This is a genomic window from Ruegeria sp. S84 (assembly GCF_056583445.1).
The window spans coordinates 1,956,767-1,973,684 of sequence record NZ_CM152618.1; the positions used below are offsets into that span (position 1 = coordinate 1,956,767).

The 16,918-nt window shown below is 54.3% G+C and carries 16 protein-coding genes and 2 pseudogenes; 11 read left to right on the forward strand and 7 right to left on the reverse strand.

The features are described 5' to 3' along the window. Positions 1-31: 31 nt before the first annotated feature. The 6 genes and pseudogenes from AC1DFB_RS09855 (at position 32) to AC1DFB_RS09880 (ending at position 3,101) form a co-directional block, all read left to right on the forward strand. Complete coding sequence (locus AC1DFB_RS09855; RefSeq protein ID WP_480758715.1) at positions 32-640, forward strand: NAD(P)H-dependent oxidoreductase; 609 nt, start codon at positions 32-34, stop codon at positions 638-640. Continuing rightward, positions 627-872: a glutathione S-transferase N-terminal domain-containing protein gene (locus tag AC1DFB_RS09860; RefSeq protein WP_480921165.1), complete on the forward strand. Its 246-nt coding sequence runs from the start codon at positions 627-629 to the stop codon at positions 870-872. Before AC1DFB_RS09855 ends, AC1DFB_RS09860 begins: the two co-directional genes overlap by 14 nt. A gap of 396 nt (positions 873-1,268) precedes the next feature. Continuing rightward, positions 1,269-1,427 (forward strand): annotated as a pseudogene (locus tag AC1DFB_RS09865) (DUF2924 domain-containing protein); the annotation flags it as partial. A 241-nt stretch (positions 1,428-1,668) separates the two neighbouring features. Then, positions 1,669-1,974 (forward strand): recombinase family protein, encoded by a 306-nt coding sequence (locus AC1DFB_RS09870; protein WP_480921166.1) that lies wholly within the window; start codon positions 1,669-1,671, stop codon positions 1,972-1,974. Then, entirely contained in the window at positions 1,971-2,240 is a 270-nt protein-coding gene (locus AC1DFB_RS09875; RefSeq protein WP_480885652.1) for a recombinase family protein, read from the forward strand. The genes AC1DFB_RS09870 and AC1DFB_RS09875 overlap by 4 nt, the downstream gene beginning before the upstream one ends. A gap of 132 nt (positions 2,241-2,372) precedes the next feature. Then, entirely contained in the window at positions 2,373-3,101 is a 729-nt protein-coding gene (locus tag AC1DFB_RS09880; protein ID WP_480921167.1) for a hypothetical protein, read from the forward strand. Positions 3,102-3,533: 432 nt separating this feature from the next. On the opposite strand, the pseudogene AC1DFB_RS09885 reads toward AC1DFB_RS09880, so the two are convergent. From AC1DFB_RS09885 to AC1DFB_RS09905, 5 genes and pseudogenes are all read right to left on the reverse strand, one after another. Then, positions 3,534-4,241 (reverse strand): annotated as a pseudogene (locus AC1DFB_RS09885) (IS6 family transposase). Between the two features lie 109 nt (positions 4,242-4,350). Next, complete coding sequence (locus AC1DFB_RS09890) at positions 4,351-5,328, reverse strand: 2-dehydropantoate 2-reductase (RefSeq protein WP_170512659.1); 978 nt, start codon at positions 5,326-5,328, stop codon at positions 4,351-4,353. 4 nt (positions 5,329-5,332) lie between these two features. Continuing rightward, positions 5,333-6,868, reverse strand: a complete 1,536-nt coding sequence (locus AC1DFB_RS09895; protein WP_170512656.1) for an acyl--CoA ligase — start codon at positions 6,866-6,868, stop codon at positions 5,333-5,335. A gap of 57 nt (positions 6,869-6,925) precedes the next feature. Further along, complete coding sequence (locus AC1DFB_RS09900) at positions 6,926-7,609, reverse strand: fumarylacetoacetate hydrolase family protein (RefSeq protein ID WP_480921168.1); 684 nt, start codon at positions 7,607-7,609, stop codon at positions 6,926-6,928. A 187-nt stretch (positions 7,610-7,796) separates the two neighbouring features. Further along, positions 7,797-8,477 carry an FCD domain-containing protein gene (locus AC1DFB_RS09905; RefSeq protein ID WP_170512652.1) on the reverse strand — a complete coding sequence of 227 codons (681 nt, stop codon included), beginning with the start codon at positions 8,475-8,477 and terminating at the stop codon, positions 7,797-7,799. A 238-nt stretch (positions 8,478-8,715) separates the two neighbouring features. Here AC1DFB_RS09905 and AC1DFB_RS09910 point away from each other — a divergent pair, with 238 nt between their 5' ends. From AC1DFB_RS09910 to AC1DFB_RS09930, 5 genes are all read left to right on the forward strand, one after another. Further along, the gene (locus AC1DFB_RS09910; protein ID WP_480921169.1) at positions 8,716-9,537 is read left to right on the forward strand and encodes a fumarylacetoacetate hydrolase family protein; all 822 of its coding nucleotides are present in this window, start codon (positions 8,716-8,718) and stop codon (positions 9,535-9,537) included. A gap of 125 nt (positions 9,538-9,662) precedes the next feature. After that, positions 9,663-10,622 carry an ABC transporter substrate-binding protein gene (locus tag AC1DFB_RS09915; protein WP_480438749.1) on the forward strand — a complete coding sequence of 320 codons (960 nt, stop codon included), beginning with the start codon at positions 9,663-9,665 and terminating at the stop codon, positions 10,620-10,622. Then, on the forward strand, positions 10,619-11,428 hold the full coding sequence (locus AC1DFB_RS09920) for an ABC transporter ATP-binding protein (protein ID WP_170646556.1): 810 nt from the start codon (positions 10,619-10,621) through the stop codon (positions 11,426-11,428). The genes AC1DFB_RS09915 and AC1DFB_RS09920 overlap by 4 nt, the downstream gene beginning before the upstream one ends. Beyond that, on the forward strand, positions 11,425-12,297 hold the full coding sequence (locus AC1DFB_RS09925) for an ABC transporter permease (protein WP_170512646.1): 873 nt from the start codon (positions 11,425-11,427) through the stop codon (positions 12,295-12,297). The genes AC1DFB_RS09920 and AC1DFB_RS09925 overlap by 4 nt, the downstream gene beginning before the upstream one ends. Continuing rightward, positions 12,287-13,207 (forward strand): Ldh family oxidoreductase, encoded by a 921-nt coding sequence (locus tag AC1DFB_RS09930; RefSeq protein ID WP_480921170.1) that lies wholly within the window; start codon positions 12,287-12,289, stop codon positions 13,205-13,207. Before AC1DFB_RS09925 ends, AC1DFB_RS09930 begins: the two co-directional genes overlap by 11 nt. Before the next feature lie 196 nt (positions 13,208-13,403). Here AC1DFB_RS09930 and AC1DFB_RS09935 read toward each other — a convergent pair whose 3' ends face one another. Both AC1DFB_RS09935 and AC1DFB_RS09940 read right to left on the reverse strand, forming a co-directional pair. Then, a complete protein-coding gene (locus tag AC1DFB_RS09935) occupies positions 13,404-14,081 on the reverse strand; it encodes a GntR family transcriptional regulator (RefSeq protein WP_170800107.1) in 678 nt (225 codons plus the stop codon). A 9-nt stretch (positions 14,082-14,090) separates the two neighbouring features. Continuing rightward, positions 14,091-16,910: an FAD-binding and (Fe-S)-binding domain-containing protein gene (locus AC1DFB_RS09940; protein WP_480921171.1), complete on the reverse strand. Its 2,820-nt coding sequence runs from the start codon at positions 16,908-16,910 to the stop codon at positions 14,091-14,093. Between the last annotated feature and the right edge of the window lie 8 nt (positions 16,911-16,918).

Genomic DNA, 16,918 nt, shown 5'->3' on the forward strand with positions numbered 1-16,918 from the left:
GGTTCAAAATTTGCACTTATTGGATATAGACATGAGCAAAATCCTGATCGTGAACGGCACCCAGCCCTACGAATTCGCCCCCGGACAATTGAACGCCAGCCTGACCGAACACGCGCGTAACACGTTGGCCGCAATGGGCCACGAAGTGCGCGTGACCACCGTTGCCGATGGCTATGACGCCAATGCTGAGGTCGAGGCGCACCTTTGGGCCGACACAGTCATCATGCAGTTCCCGGTGAACTGGATGGGAGTTCCATGGGTTTTCAAGAAATACATGGATGAGGTGTACACCGCCGGTATGGATGGGCGGCTAAGTACCGGTGATGGTCGGACGGCTGACGCGCCGAAGGCCAATTATGGGATGGGAGGCGCGCTGAACGACAAGACGTACATGCTTTCGGTGACGTTCAACGCGCCAAAAGAGGCGTTCGACGCCGTGACCGAACCGTTCTTTGCCGGTGACAGCGTTGATGACCTTTTGCGCCCGATACACCTGACCGCAAAGTTCCTCAACTTGAAGCCATTGCCGACGTTTGCGGCATTTGACGTAATGAAGAACCCGGAAATCGAAACTGATTTCGCCCGATTTAAGTTGCATCTTAAGACAGCATTTACAGAGGTTGAACATGTCCCAGCCTGATATTCATCTCTACACCTCGGGTACGATGAACGGTTACAAGCCGGTCATCTTCTTGGAAGAGGCAGGTGTCCCCTATGACCTGTCTCACATCAACTTTTCCGAGCAGGAACAAAAAGCGCCGGATTATCTGGCGCTGAACCCAAACGGAAAAATCCCAAAAATCGAAGACCGCTCGGATGGGCGAGCGATCTTCGAATCCGGTGCGACACTGTGGCACCTGACTGAAAAATAATGGAAATTCCTATCACCGGACCCGGTCAAACGGTCCGAGGTCATGCAGTGGATGTTCTTTCACGTCGGCCATATCGGCCCGATGATGGGACATGTGTCTTCCACCTATCACCTGACGGTGGGAACAAGAGAAGAGTCATGACCAAGACCAGCGATGTCGCCGATCTCGCCGCCATGGGTCGATCGGATCTGGTCACGATTTGGCAACAACTGTTTGATTAAGCCGCCCCCACCATGCTCAGCCAACCCTTCCTGCGCCGCTTCATTGCCTTTGAGATGCAGTCCCGCAATCGTGGCGGGCTGTCGCGGCAGGTGAAAGCCACGCTGGAAAAAAGGTTCTGAGAAGAGACCCCGACCTACCTGCCCTGCCCTTAAACCCGGCGGGCGCCTACAGCGCGAGTGGAATGGCACGACCCATGTAGTGGACGTTACAGATGACGGCTTCACTTGGAGCGGTCGGTCCTATCGCTCGCTCTCGGCCATCGCCCGAGAGATTACCGGCGCGCATTGGTCAGGGCCGCGTTTCTTCGGGCTCACCGGAAAGATCGCCAAATGAGCCTTCGCCATAAAATCCGATCCGCCATCTACAGGTGCTAGTCCTCAGAAGATGATCTGGACCAGGACTTCAATTCACTGGACGCGCAATATGAGGCCTGCGTGGCTTATGTCTCCAGCCAGCGACACGAAAGTTGGACCCGATTGCCAGGGCGCTACGATGATGGCGGGCTGTCCGGAGGCAAACTCGAGCGCCCCGCCCTTCAAGTCTTCTTGAAGAGATAGATGTAGGGCGCATCGACATGGTTGTGGTCTACAAGATCGACCGGCTGACCCGGTCGCTTGCCGACTTCTCTAAGCTGGGCGAACGGCTTGAACGGACGAGCTGTTCTTTTGTGTCCGTCACACAAGCATTCAACACCTCATCTTCCATGGGGCAACGGGCACTCAATGTGCTGTTGTCCTTCACTCAGTTTGAACGGGAAGTCACCGCCGAACGTATTCGCGACAAAATCGCGGCGTCGAAGAAAAAGGGGCTCTGGATGGGTGGCAACCTACCACTTGGCTATGATCGCAACCCGATCCAAAAACAAGAACGCGGGTGGTGAATGAAGACGAGGCAATAACCGTCCGGCGACTCTTCAGTCTTTACGACGAGCCGGGTTGCCTGCGCAAAGTAGTGGAACGGGCAACGGCAGAAGGGCTGCGGTCAAAACGGGTTGTTCGGACAGATGGCAGCGTGAAGGGGAGTTGTCCACTGTCACGTGGCCAGATCTATTACCTGCAGCGCAACCCGGTTTATCTCGGAAAAATCCGCCACAAGGGTAAGATCTGGGACGGACAACACCCGGTGATCATCGACCAAAGCGTTTAAGAACGGATGCAGGAAAAAATGCGCAAAGCGTCGCAGCGATCCCGTGCAGACCCTGCGCCCGATACGCGCCAACGTACCACTGACTCCGGCTCCTGACTCAACGGTCTGCTGCAGGACGAAACTGGTGATCGCTTGACGCCAACCCACACCACGCGCAAAGGTCGACGGTTGCGCTATTACGTCTCCAATCGGTTGATCTCGGGTGGCAAGGATATCTCGGGCTGGCGACTGCCCGGCCGTGCGCTGGAACACGCTGTCATGGATGTCATCGTCAGACATCTGAAAGACGCCACCGCCGCGCACCAGGTGCTGGCGCAACCGGAGGCCGGGTCAGCGGAGGCAGTGCAGACTTCAATCACGGTTTTAGTAACCCGACTCCAACGCCAAGCCGGTCAGGCCGGTGCAGATATTCTGGCCAGCAGCAGAATTGTAAGAGGACAGATCGACCTCGAGTTGAACCTTAGAACTCTGGCGCGCACATTTGGCATTGTTGCGGACCATCTGCACCCGGATCTCACACACATCAGCACATCCTTCGATCTGCGCCGCCGCGGCGTTGAGGTCAAGGTCATCGCCGGAGATATGGCACCCCAACCCGATCCCCGCCTCCGGTCCATGTTGATCCGCGCCCATGGCTGGACCCGTGATCTGAAAGCCGGAGTTCAACTGATGGAAATTGCGCGGCGCGAAAGCTTCTCAGGCGCCTTTGTCCGTACCCGCGCTCAGCTCGCATTTCTCTCTCCGAAGATTCAAGTCGCGATTCTCGACGGCACTCAGCCGCCCGGACTCACACTCAAGCGTCTGTTCAGCGTGACCCACCCACTAGACTGGTCTGAACAGGAACGCCTGTTCGGCTTCTGACATCTCCAAGTCCTTCGTCCCTGTTACAGGGTTTGCCCTCCCTGATCCGTAGGCACAATTCCCTGTTCCCACGAGAAAATTCCCTGTTCCACCTTTTAGGGAATTTGCAACATAAACCTCTGGAAAACATGCAGTTCCGATAGGAGAAATGACGGAACTCAGACCTGTTTCACGAAAATTCCCTGTAAATTGCCGGGTATCAGGGAAATCCCGCCCAAAGCGACCCCGCCAAAATGCGCCACAGAGACTGCGGCCGGAATTGCGCTCTGAGTGTGTGATCTGCTCCGTCTCTGATTGAAAGCGCATGCGCCAACTCGCGGGAATTGCGGCACAATTCCGGGTCAGAAAACACAACTGAAGTGAGACAGGTATGAGTGGCGGTGCTGTCAGACGAATTCGAACTAGTCTCAGTTTGCCGCGAAAACCGCGAACCTATCCGGAACAAAGTTGACGCCACTCGCTAAGAGCGGCGGTGCGTGTCTGCTTGAAGGAGTCTCGGCTGGCTAGCGATCTTTCCTGGTTGAAGTGGTTGTACACGGAGGAATGGACGGAGGCGAATTTCTGTAGACTTCGCATGCGCTTGAAACGCTGCATCGCGCGTTCGCGTCGTCGAAACGGCAGGTGCGAATTCTCGACGCGGTTGTTTAGTCACCTGCCCGTCTGTTGTTTTTCGAGAGCACCCAAATCTCTAAGGGCAGCCTTGTAGGAAGCGAAGCGATCTGTGACGATCTCTTCGGCGCAGACGTGCCGCTTCATCAATTTCTTGAGAAATTTCAGTGCTGCAGCTTTGTTACGGCGCTTCGTTACAACTGCTTCCAGCACCTCGCCTTCGTCATCCACAGCGCGCCAAAGATAATGCCGTTTGCCATTCACTTTCACGAATACTTCGTCTACGTGCCACTTCCATTTTGAAAAGGCTCGGAGTTGCTGAACCCGTTTTCTTCGGATCTCTGATGCAAACATCGGGCCAAACCTGTTCCACCAATAGCGGACAGTTTCATGGCTCACGTCGATGCCTCGCTCGTGCAGCAGATCTTCGACATTCCGAAGCGAGAGCGGGAACCGGATATACAGCATCACCGCAAGGCGGATGATCTCAGGGCTGGTTTTGAAGTACTTGAATGAGGCAGATTTGGTCATGGGCAAAAGCTAGGAAAGCCCCCTGCCCGCCTCAAGGCAAGTTCTTCTGGCAAGACCGTATCAGTTATCCGCCTCAAGCAATGCTCTCGTTGCAAGGCCGACAAAGAGTCTAGTAAAGACCTGCGACTTTTGCCCTCAGTTTGATCAGTGATGCGACGATGTCGATTATGGGCGTTGAGGTCCTTGTAAGTTGCCCCAGTTCTTGCACCGACGAGACCAAGGCATCAATTTCCATCGGTCGGCGTAACTCCAAATCCTGCCACATAGAGGTTTTGTGCGCACCAACCGCCGCTCCGCCGTCGAGGCGTTTTTCAACATCTATCGGGAACTTAACCCCAAGTTTTTCACCGACTTCCTGAGCCTCGAGCATCATTCCGCGTGCCACGGAGCGTGTGCCTTCGTCGACACACAAGACATCAAGTGTTGAGTGGGTAAGAGCGGAAATCGGGTTGAACGACAAGTTACCCCACAGTTTCAACCAAATTTCATCCCGGATTCTTGGTCTGACGGGCGCACGCAGTCCGGCGGCGGATAGCGCAGCCGAAAGCTTGGCAGCACGGTCTGATTTAGCACCATCGGGCTCGCCCAACGAAAAACGATTGCCTTCGATATGCTTGATTGATCCAGGAGCAATGACCTCGGCGGCAGGATAAACAACACATCCGAGGACGCGATCTGGTCCAAAACCGTCCCACTGCACATTTCCCGGATCGACTGAAGCCAACCTCGTTCCCTCGTAAGGACCGCCTAGTTTGTGGAAGTACCACCAGGGCACCCCGTTCACTCCACTAACTACGGTTGTCTCGTCTGCAATCAACGGCTGCATTGAGTCTACCACTGCTGGGACGGAATGCGCTTTCAGTGTGATGAAGACATAGTCTTGTGGGCCGAGATCGGCAGCATTGTCTGAAGCGCGTATTGGAACGCTGACTGGATCCTGCCCTTCTTCAAGAAGGGTCAGTCCTTTTTCCTGCATTGCTGCCAAGTGGGGGCCACGCGCGACGACACTGACTTCTGTATCAGTCTGTGCAAGTTTCGCGGCAACGTAACCTCCGATAGCTCCGGCACCAAAGATACAAACTTTCATGTGTCTATGCCTTCGCCAGTCCTAATTTAGCAGCTAGTCCGATCCTTTGTATCTTGCCAGTCGCGCCTTTTGGAATTTCTTCAAGAACAACCACCGAAGTCGGCACCTTGAATTTTGCGAGCCGCGCGCCGACAAAAGCCCTGACCTCCTGACCTTGGATCGTCGCTCCTTCTGAAAGCACCACAGCTGCCGCTATGTCTTCACCCAGTTTTTCGTGGGGAACGGCAAAACAAACTGCCTGAGCGACTTCTGGGTGGCTTAAGAGTACAGCGTCAACCTCAAGTGGACTGATTTTCTCTCCACCGCGATTGATAAGCTCCTTAAGACGACCGGTCAGTCGCAGATAATTCTCTTCGTCGAATGAACCCTGGTCGCCAGTGCGAAACCAAGTTTTTCCGTCCACTTCAAAAAAATTGTCGGCATTTGCCTGCGGGTTGCTTTCGTACCCCGGCGTCACGTTCGGACCGCTGATAACGATTTCTCCGACGTCCCGTGAAGAGATCAGAGTATTTTCGTTCTCGTCTGCAATTCTGACTTCGGGGCCTGCTGCTATTCCAACAGATCCGGGTTTTTGCGTTTGGGGAGCAAGCGGGTTGCAACACATTTGATGTGTCGCCTCAGTCATGCCGTAGGCTTCGATGACGGGCGCATTAAATGTTGCCACCAACTCTTCCATTACCGGGCCCGGCAACGAAGCAGAAGAAGATCGAAGAAAGCGCAACCGCGATTGCTCAATGATCGTTTGGTTTCGTGCAGCTCGGGCAAGTATAGCTTGATGCATTGTCGGAACTGCGGTGTACCACGTCGGATTAACTTCAGCGACCTGCGAGAAAAAACTAAGAGCGTTGAACCCAGGGGCGCAGCTAATTTGAGATCCAGCACCTAAAGACGCGGCAACAGCCGCAATCAACCCGTGGATATGAAACAGCGGCATAATACTGAGACAGCGATCGTCGATTGTCAGTTTCAAAGACGCAGCCACATTTCGCGCGGATGCGTAGATATTAGCCTGCGTCAGAGGAACGATTTTGGGACGCGACGTAGTTCCTGACGTGTGCAGTATCAGGGCGACATCATCTTCACCCGGTGCGGATGTGTCCGCCGTGCCAATTGGGTCACAGGACAATATGGAGAACTGTCCAGCCGAATGTAAGCTTTCGTGAGAGGCCCTCAAGATTGCGATGCCAAGATCCCCAGCAGCTATTACGGCAGGTCCATCGTCGTTTTCGTTTACAAGAAGGGCCTTGGCCTTCAGATCCTTGAGGTAGAAAACGTATTCTTCGTAAGTGTACGCCGGGTTCAAAGGTGCCGTCGTCGCCACTTGGGCAACGGACATAAAGGCCGTTGCCATTTCGGGGCCATTGGGCAACACAATTGCCACTCGGTCGCCACGACCTACTCCGATCTGATGGAGATCTTTTTTGACCTTTGCGCAAAGCTCTCGCAGCCCCAGGTAGTTCAACCAAGATCGACCTGGGGCACCGATAGCATTCGCAGTGCCCGAATGGGGTGCGATCAATTCGGCGACTAAGTGGGGCATCTGGGATCCCTTTACAAAGGCATTGGCCTATTTTGCGAAGAGTGTTTGGTGTGGTTGCTACGTTACCTTGACAGTTAGGCTACCCAATTTGTCGACCGACAGCACCAATACATCGCCGCGGTTTACTGGACCAACTCCAGAGGGCGTGCCAGACAGGATAACGTCGCCGGCGGCAAGTTCGAAGTAATCGCTCAGATAAGAGATCATTTCAGGGACTTTCCAGATCATCTGATTCAAATCACCTTCCTGCCGAATTTCTCCGTTCACCGATAGGCGAATTGCGCCTTCGTCGAGTGGCCCAACATCTTCTGCTTTGTGCACCGGTCCGCATGGAGCTGAGCGCTCAAATGCCTTCCCAATTTCCCAAGGACGACCCATTTTCTTCATTTCGCCCTGTAGATCTCGACGGGTCATATCCAGTGAAAGCCCGTAGCCGTAGACATGATCTAGAGCATCTTCGACAGAAATATTCGTGCCGCCGGATTTAAGCGCCACATACATTTCAGCTTCATGATGTACGTCCGAGCTGTGAGCCGGATATGGAAATTCTCCAGATGGGTCGAAGTTGTCAGGGTTCTTTTGGAAGAAAAATGGGGGTTCACGATTTGGATCGTGGCCCATTTCTATGGCGTGCGCCGCGTAGTTTCGACCAATGCAATAAACCCGACGTACCGGGAACATACCTTCGCCTTCTACCGGTATTTCGTGAACCTTCACCGCGGGAATTACATGATCGTGCATCGCTTTACTCCTGAACATTTCATTGCCAAAGATCGGTTTGCCAATCTATGGCGTTGTTCCGATCGATGCTGTGCCACGCTCGCAAAGACGTAGCTCTTGTCTCAGTCATCGCCAATGTGACCGGCGATTTGCAAGAGGTTCAGCCGCAGCTTAGCCCAACCATTTCCCAAATTGGTCGGGCGCTGGTTTAGCGGCAGGTCTCAAGACTAGCTGGCAACACGCGGGAGTAAACGGATCTCAGATGAGCCAACATGGCCTGCGCCGCCTCTTCTCCGTCTCCACTCGATATCGCCGACAGGATCAAGTCATGCTCTCGAAAACTGGAATAATCATCGGGGGGTTTGTAGGTTTTACGGGGTTGTCCCCACACAATAGACCTTCGGACAGAATTTAGAGTCTCGAAGAAATACAGGAAAAGCTGATTACGCGTTGCCCGGGCTATCGCGTGATGCAAATTATTGTCCCATGCTTCATATGTGCGCCAGTCTTCTGCGGCTCGGCACCTCTCAACGCAGAGCCTCATTTGCTCGCGATCTGAACGCGTAGAATGAAGCGCAGCAAGACGGCTAAGCTGCGGTTCGATGGTAAACCGAACACCTACAACCTGTTCAGGCTTGATCTGTGCACCCAAATAGGTGACGTCCGTTAAGTTGAGAACCGGTCGGGCACCAACGAACGTGCCCCGACCCACATGCCGCCAGATAAGCCCCTGCGCCTCTAGTTCGGCCAATACGCGCCTCAGCTGATTTCGGGTTGTGCCTAGCCATTGGCACAGTTCCCTTTCAGGCGGAAGCCTATCGTTGTGCCGGTATCCCGCATTGTCGATCAGGTCCCGGACACGTTGCGAAAGTTCTGTAGGCTCACTCACATTGCCACCCAATTTGCTGATTGGTTGATTGATTGAAACGCCAAGTCGGCAAAAACTCAAGGGCAAGTGACAACCAAATCTGAGTCGCCTGCCAAGATCGGTGACCTAAGTTGGCGCCATTATGTAGTAGGAGAGCCAAGTGCGTTTAGCGACTGTTTCAGTAGATAGCCACGCCGTTTGCGTCGCATTGCTTCCCAATCGAAGCAGGTTGGATGTATCGCGTGCTATTGAGATGCTCATGCCGGATACGGCTCTTGATGTAAGCACGATGCAGCTGATTATCGAAGGCGGTCCGACCGCGCTGGAGGCGTTGAGTGCCGTTGTTGCCGCGGGTGAGGCAGGCGAACTCAAGGACCTGCTCGTCCCCGAAGACGCGCCTCTTCTGTCGCCCATTCCCACGCCACGCAAGAACGTTTTCTGCGTGGGGCGAAACTACGCTGAGCACATCGCAGAAGGCGAGCGGGCGCAAAAAGAGAAAATCGGCATCACCGAGCATCCGGTTTTCTTTACCAAGCCGCCGACCTCGGTCGTTGCGCCAGACGCTGACATCCTACTCTTTCCCTCGGTGTCGCAGTCCATCGACTACGAAGTCGAGTTGGCAGTCGTGATAGGGAAGCGCGGGCGCAACATCACCAAGGCAGATGCGTTTAATCATGTCTTTGGGTATTCTATTCTGAACGACATAACCGCCCGAGACATACAGCGCCGCCATGGCGGCCAGTACTTCAAAGGCAAAGGGTTGGATGGATCTTGCCCAATCGGTCCCTACATCGTGACCGCCGATGCCATCAGCGATCCGCAAGCTCTTTCGATCGGACTGACAGTTAACGGTGAGCAGCGCCAAAACGGGATGACGTCGGACATGATATTCGACATTCCAACGTTGATCGCATCCTTGTCAGAAGGCCTGACACTAGAACCGGGAGACATCATTGCGACAGGTACGCCATCAGGCGTCGGATACGCAATGGAACCGCCGCAGTTTTTGAAAAACGGGGACGTCGTAGTTTGCGAGGTTTCCGAAATCGGCACGCTAAGGAACAAAGTGCGTGCCGTGTAATGGCTCCTACGCAGCAATAGCTGTGAGGCGTCAACATTCAAGGGAGGAAGACTACAATGATGAACAGAAGGACTTTCACAGCGTCCCTGCTTACTGCTGTTCCGGTAGCAGGAGCAATAGGAACAATGGGTTTTGCGCAAGACTTGCGTGAAATCACCTTCGTGCAACCCAGCCCTTCGGCAATCAACTCATTTCCTGTGTTTGTCGCCATTGGAGAAGGATACTTCGCAGATGAAGGATTGAACGTGACCGTCGAGGCTATCAACGGCTCAGGCGCCGTGCTTCAGGCATTGTCTGCAGGACAAGCACACTTCGGTCGCCCCGGCCCCGGCCCGCTGATTGCTGCGCGCTCGCGCGATGTGGATGCGGTTCACATCTACAACGTTGCGGCGCGGAGCAACTTCGGCATTGCAGTGCCCGAAGACTCTGACATCCAAAACGTTGAAGAGTTGCGGGGCAAAGTTATCGGGACAGGTACAGCTGATGGCGCAGAAGTGGGCTTTGCGCGTAATGTGATGACCGGCGCAGGAATGAAAGAAGGTGAAGATTATACCTTCCTGACTGTCGGCGACGGTGGCCCTGCGACCGCGGCTTTTCTGAATGGCGAAATCGACGCGTATTCCGCCTCCACCGCTGACACGGCAATTCTGAACCAACGCGGAATGGCGGTGCGTGACATTACGCCTGCGGAATTCGGGCGTTTCTTCGGTAACGGCATCGCCACAATGGCCGACACAATCGCCAACGACCGCGAATTGGTCGAGGCCTGGAGCCGCGCTTTCGCTCGTGGTCATGCCTTTGCGCTGGATGATGCCAACCGCGAAGCTGTGTTGAAGCACCTGGCGGACGGCAATCCGCAGGAAGGCGAGGACAAGGAGTTCCAGTCAGCGCTGTTCGATGCCGTACGTTCGAAAACCATAGCAGCGGATCCAAGCAACGGTTTGGGATGGTACCCCGCCGAAGTTTGGCAGGAATGGCAAGACGCACTTGTTGCAGGTGGCGAAATTCCGGGACCGCTTGATGACTTGAGCGCTGCCTGGACCAATGAATTTGCCGCCATCGGCAACGAGGCCGCCAGCAAATGAACGCTGCAGCCGCAAAAGAGTTTTCCGGCGCGCCCTTGGGCACGCCGGTCTACGAATTGACCCATTTAAGCAAGACCTATGCACGCAACCTTGTTGTTGCGCTTGAGGACATTAATCTGACGCTACGGAAAGGAAGCTTCACTTCTGTAATTGGGTCCAGCGGGTGCGGGAAATCCACTCTGCTCAAGATCATGGCGGGTCTGATCCCTCCCACCAAAGGGCGTGTGATCCTACAGGGCCTGCCAGTCACCGGTCCCCGTCGAGACATTGGTATGATGTTTCAACAGGCGACACTATTTCCCTGGAAAACAGCGGTGGAAAACATCGTGTTGCCAATCGAGATCCGCGACGGAAAGGCAGCCGCCAAGCAAGCAATGGGCAAGGCTCACGAACTATTGGACATCGTGGGCTTGAAGGGATTCGAAGACGTATACCCGAACGAATTGTCGGGCGGCATGGCTCAGCGCGCCTCAATCTGCCGTATGCTGATCACAGAACCAGCTGTACTTTTGTTAGACGAACCATTCAGCGCGCTGGACGAGCTGTCACGCGACATGATGAATATGGAACTGCAGCGGATTTGCCATGAACAGGATGCGACGGCTTTTCTTGTTACGCACTCTATTCAGGAAGCCGTTATTTTGTCCGACGAAATCGTCGTGTTGAAACCACGCCCGGGCAGGATTGCCGAAATTGTGAAGGTCGATCTGCCACGCCCACGCACGTTGGATATGATGACCACACCCAAGTTTGGCGCTATTGTAGACTACATTCGCGGCCTCCTGGATAAGGGAGAAGAAATGTGAGCGACGTTCATAACTACTCACCTGCCCTAAAAGACGCCGACACCGCAGAAGACACGGTATGGGAACAAAAAGTTCACTTTATCGACTCGGTCCCACGCTGGCTGGCGATGACCTTTGTCTTCGTGGTTTTCGTCGGCACTTGGCAAATTGTTACGAGCCTTAAGCTGGTTTCCCCAATCATTCTGCCTACACCGTTGGAAACCCTGAAAGATATGATCTTCGTGGGACAAAATCTATTGACTGGCGGCTACATGCTTGGGGCGCTGTGGATCACAATCAAAGAAGTTATCTATGGTTTTGCACTGGCAATCGCGATCGGATTTTCGCTGGGCGTATTGGTGGGGGAAACGGCATTTGGTGAAAAGGCAGTGATGCCTTACCTGGTGGCGATAGATACCATGCCAAAAGTGGCATTTGCCCCACTCTTTGTAGCGTGGTTGGGCTTTGGTATTGAATCAAAGGTGGCACTTGCTGCCTTTATCGCGACATTTCCAATCGTGGTCGGTACTGCGGCTGGGCTTCACGCCGCCGATGAAAACGCGCGTATGCTTTTCAAGACGATGGGCGCAAGTCGGATGCAGACATTGTTCAAGATGAAACTGCCGACTGGCCTGCCGCAGATTTTTACCGGCCTCAAGATCGGAGCAGTCGGCGTTATGGCCGGTGCGATCACAGGAGAATTCCTAGGCGGTGGCAAGGGATTTGGCGAACTTATTCGGGTTGCCGCCTCGCAGCTCAACACGCCGCGCGTCTTCTCGTTAATCCTGTATCTCAGCCTTGTCGGTCTGGTCGTATTTGCGTCGGTGGTTTGGACACAGCGTAAATTGGTGTTCTGGCACAAGGAACAGGTGGGAAGAGATGACTTCTGAGCCTTTGAAAATTGACTGCCACACCCTGCGTGAATTTGTGGCGGCCGCACTCGAAACTCGAGGTGTGCCAAAATCAGATGCGGACAAGGTGGCCTCGACGATGGTTGAGGCCGACATTTATGGCTATGGCACGCACGGTGTTTTTCGCCTGCGACAGTACCTAGCCCGGCTGGCGGGAGGTGGCTCCAATCCTACGCCAAAAGTCACAGTAGTACATGAGACCGCTGCAACCGCTTTGATCGACGGAGATGACGGCCTCGGCCATCTGGCTATGTCGGCGGCTCGGGATCTTGCAATTGAAAAGGCAAAAGAGGCCGGCATCGGATGGGTTGGTGTTCGGCGCGGCAATCATGCTGGACCACTGGCACTTTATGTACGTCCACAAGCCGAGGCAGGGCTGCTTGGTATGGCCGCGGCAGTGGGCAGCGCGAACCACGTCCCGCCCTATGGCGGTAGTGACTTGCTTCTTGGTACCAATCCCATTGCTTTTTCCGCCCCCGCCGATGGTCCCGACCCGTTTGTGTTTGATATGGCGACGACCGTAGCCGCGATGGGTAAGATCAAAACCCTGCTGCAGCAAGGCAAGCCTATGCCCGAAGGCTGGATGGTTGGGCGTGATGGAAACCCATTGACGGACCCCGCCCTAAAGTCAGAAGGGTTTCTTTTGCCAATCGGCGGTCCGAAAGGGTTCGGTCTTTCCGTAGCTATCGGGTTGATAGCCGGGGTCTTAAACGGTGCGGCCTTCGGCTCTGATGTGATCAATTTCACCTCGGACACAACTTCATCCACAAATACCGGCCAGTTCGTTATGGCGCTCAATCCGGCAGCCTTTGGGATGGGCAATGACTTTGCTTCTAACGCAGCTCGCGTCTTCTCTGAAATGCGCGCATCCCCCCCTGCCCGGTCATGACCCGGTGCGCTTGCCCGGAGACGGCAAAACGGCTGCCGCAGAAGCCCGCCGCAAAGAAGGTGTGAGGCTGAACCCCGTTCTTTGTCGAGACCTCAACAAACTTGCTGAGGACTGTGGGCTATCCCCTCTGTTTCCTAGTCTCAGCACCGACTAGCAGCACATCCGTGGGAAGCTGGTAGGCGCTTTTGACAAGAGTTTAGAGAGGTGCCTCGTCCTCTGCCTCCAGCGCTTTCACAAGTGCAGAAAGTTTATTCATCATGTGGAGCTTCATGGATTTTCCAAGCCCGTCAGCATTACGGGCCCTGAGTAACTCCATCATGGCTTCATGTTCGTCAATGGCCTGCGCCCAGCGCTCGTCCGACAAGTTGGCCATAAAACGTGCGCGGCGGACCCGTGCGGCTAACAGCTTGTGGTGGCTCGCAAGAATATCGTTTCGCGCGCCACGTATCAGTGCCTGATGAATGTCCTGATTGGCCTTAAAATATGCCTGTCGGTCATGTGAATTATAGGCTTTCAGCATATCGGCATGGCGACGTTCGATTAGTTCAATTTCAGCGGAATCCATGTGCTGACATGCCAACTCTCCCGCCAGTTGCTCAAGCGTCGCAAGCACTGGAAACGTATTCTCCAATTCCTCTCGCGTGACACTTGCGACGCGGGCCCCCCGGTTGGCTTGAAGTACCACAAAGCCTTCTGACGCAAGCACCTTTAAAGCTTCTCGCAAGGGTGTCCGTGAGACCCCCAACGAGTCGCAAAGCTGTTTCTCGGGCACTTTTTCACCCGGCTTTAAAACATCTTCGACAACCAGGTTACGTAGCCTTTCGACCAGTTCTTCGTGAAGGGTCGGGCGATTAATGCTGTCCGTCAGGTTCATTTCCATTTCCTAAACATCAAGAACCAGATCCAAGAGGCGTGCGACGTGCATAGCTTGATGCTGCGTACCTTCGGCGATTTGATGGCGGCAAGATGTCCCGTCTGCCACGATAACTGCATCTACGGGCGCGACTTCCAACGCCGGGAACAAGTCGAGTTGTGCCATCTTTATCGAAACATCGATAGTGTCGGGCGAATATCCAAATGCCCCTGCCATGCCACAACAACTGCTTTCAATCATGTGAACTTGTGCCCCTGGAATACGCTTCAAAAGGTCAAGCATCGGTGTGACGGCATCGTGTGCTTTCTGGTGGCAATGCCCATGCAAATAAATCGGGCGATCCAACGGCTTCAGGGGCAAGTCCGGCTGATCGGCCAGAAATTCCTCAAAGGTACACGTTGCGTTCGACAACATCTCCGTTTCCGGCCCCGGGCAAAGCGCTAAAAATTCATCCCGGAAAGTGAGGATAGAGGAAGGTTCGAGCCCGACCACTGGAACACCTTTTGCAACCGCCTCTCGTGTCGCGTCAATCACGCGTTGTGCCTCCTGTCGCGCTTCGTCCACGCACCCCATAGCCAAGAGAGTACGTCCGCAATCCAAAGCCCTGTCAGATCGATCGTCTCGCGCCACGGCCACCCGAAATCCTGTTGCCCGCAAAACCCGGACGGCAGCGCGCAAATTTTCCGGTTCGAAATACCGGTTGAACACATCGGCAAACAGCAACACCTGCGGATCATTGTCCTGAGCTTCGACATCACGGAACGGAGCAGAAGACCACACTGGCAGATCGCGTCGCGCTGAAATACCAGTCGGTCCCTCCAATAGCTTACGCGAGAGTCCAATTTTGTTTCGTAAATTCACAAACCACGCGACTTTCGCGGCTTTTGGCGCATATCGGGGCAGGTAAGCTATCAATTTGTCTGCCAACGTCAGCCCATCTTTTTTACGCTTTGCTGACAATACTTCGATTTTCATTCGCGCCATGTCGACGCCAGTCGGACATTCCCGAGCGCAAGCTTTGCATGACACACAGTACTTCATTGTGTCCAACATGGCATCAGACGACAAACCGCCCGGCATCTGCCCGCTGATGGCAAACCGCAACGAATTTGCCCGCCCACGTGTAGCGTCTCGCTCGTCTCGGGTCGCTCGGAAAGAAGGGCACATAACGCCGCCCTTGAGCTTGCGACATGCACCATTATTGTTGCACATCTCGACGGCGCCTTGAAACCCTCCTCCGGCACCCGGCCAAGCAGACCAGTCCAGCGTCGTTTCGAATTCAGGAACCGAATAGTCCTGACCGTAGCGGAACAGTCGGCGGTTATCCATGGCGGGCGCGTTCACGATCTTGCCAGGATTCATTACCCCATTAGGATCAAACCGTTTCTTAATCTGTTCAAACGCAGAAACGATACGCTTACCGAACATCTTTTCATGAAATTCTGATCGTACGATCCCGTCACCATGTTCACCTGAATGAGATCCTTTATACTTTTTGACCAGATCAAATGTTTCTTCGGCGATCGCCCTCATTGTCCGGACGTCTTTGTCTTGCCGCATGTTCAGCACAGGGCGCACGTGCAAACACCCCACCGAGGCATGCGCGTACCATGTTCCCCTTGTGCCATGCCGGGCAAATATTTCGGTTAGGCCAGCGGTGTAATCGGCGAGGTCGGGCAAAGGGACGGCGCAATCTTCGACAAAAGAGATCGGTTTGCCTGCCTCTTTCATCGACATCATGACATTCAACCCGGATTTTCGGTACTCGGCGATAGCATTCTGCAAAGATTTGTCCGTAACAGAGACAACGCCGCCCCACCGATGTTCCGCACCGCTGAAAGCAAAACCGAGATCTCCCATCAGTTGCGAAAGTTCGACCAGTTTTGCAGCATTGGCTTCGGCGCTGCCCTCGGCAAACTCCACCAGCAGCAGGGCTTCGGGATTGCCTTCAACAAATGCATTAATCGTTTCGCTAAACATTGGGATTTCTCGCCCCAATGCAATCATGGTGTCGTCGATCAACTCTACCGCCTGCGGGTTGAGTGTAACGATGTGCTGGGTGGCCTCCATTGCAGCACGAAATGTCTGGAAATGGCACACGCCGGTAACTTTCGCTCCCGGCAGATGAGCGAGGCTTAGTTCCAGTTCTGTGAAATAGGCCAATGTGCCTTCTGACCCCACCAATAAATGGGACATGTTGATGTCGTTACCTACAAGGGCGTCGATATTGTACCCGCCCACGCGGCGCTGGACTTTAGGAAAACGAGCGTTTATTTCGGCAGCCTCGCGACGCCCAAGAGCGCGCATATCACCAACAAGATCCGCATAATCGCCTGATGCGGCCGTATCAGCGCTGAACCGCGCTTCCGTACCGTCAACCGTGATTGCGTTTATCGCACGGACGTTGTCTCGCATGATCCCGTATCGGAGAGACTTTCCGCCTGAAGAATTGTTTGCCGCCATCCCCCCAAGAGTGCAACGGGACGCTGTTGAAGGATCCACGGGAAACCACAGGCCATGCTGCTTCAACGCTTGGTTCAATTGATCCAGAACAACACCGGGCTGAACGCACGCAATACGCTTCTCAACATCTACGTCTAGAATACGATTCAAGTGTTTTGTGTTGTCCAGTACAACACCTTGATTGACCGTTTGCCCGCATTGCGAGGTGCCGCCGCCGCGAGGCAGAACCGAACTTCCTTCGTCCCGCGCAATGGACATTACAGCTTGGACATCTTCAGTGGACCGAGGGATCACCACAGCGTCCGGTGTCATCTGATAAATTGAGGCATCTGTCGAGTATCGAGCAAGCGATGCCGGATCTGACATCACCTCTC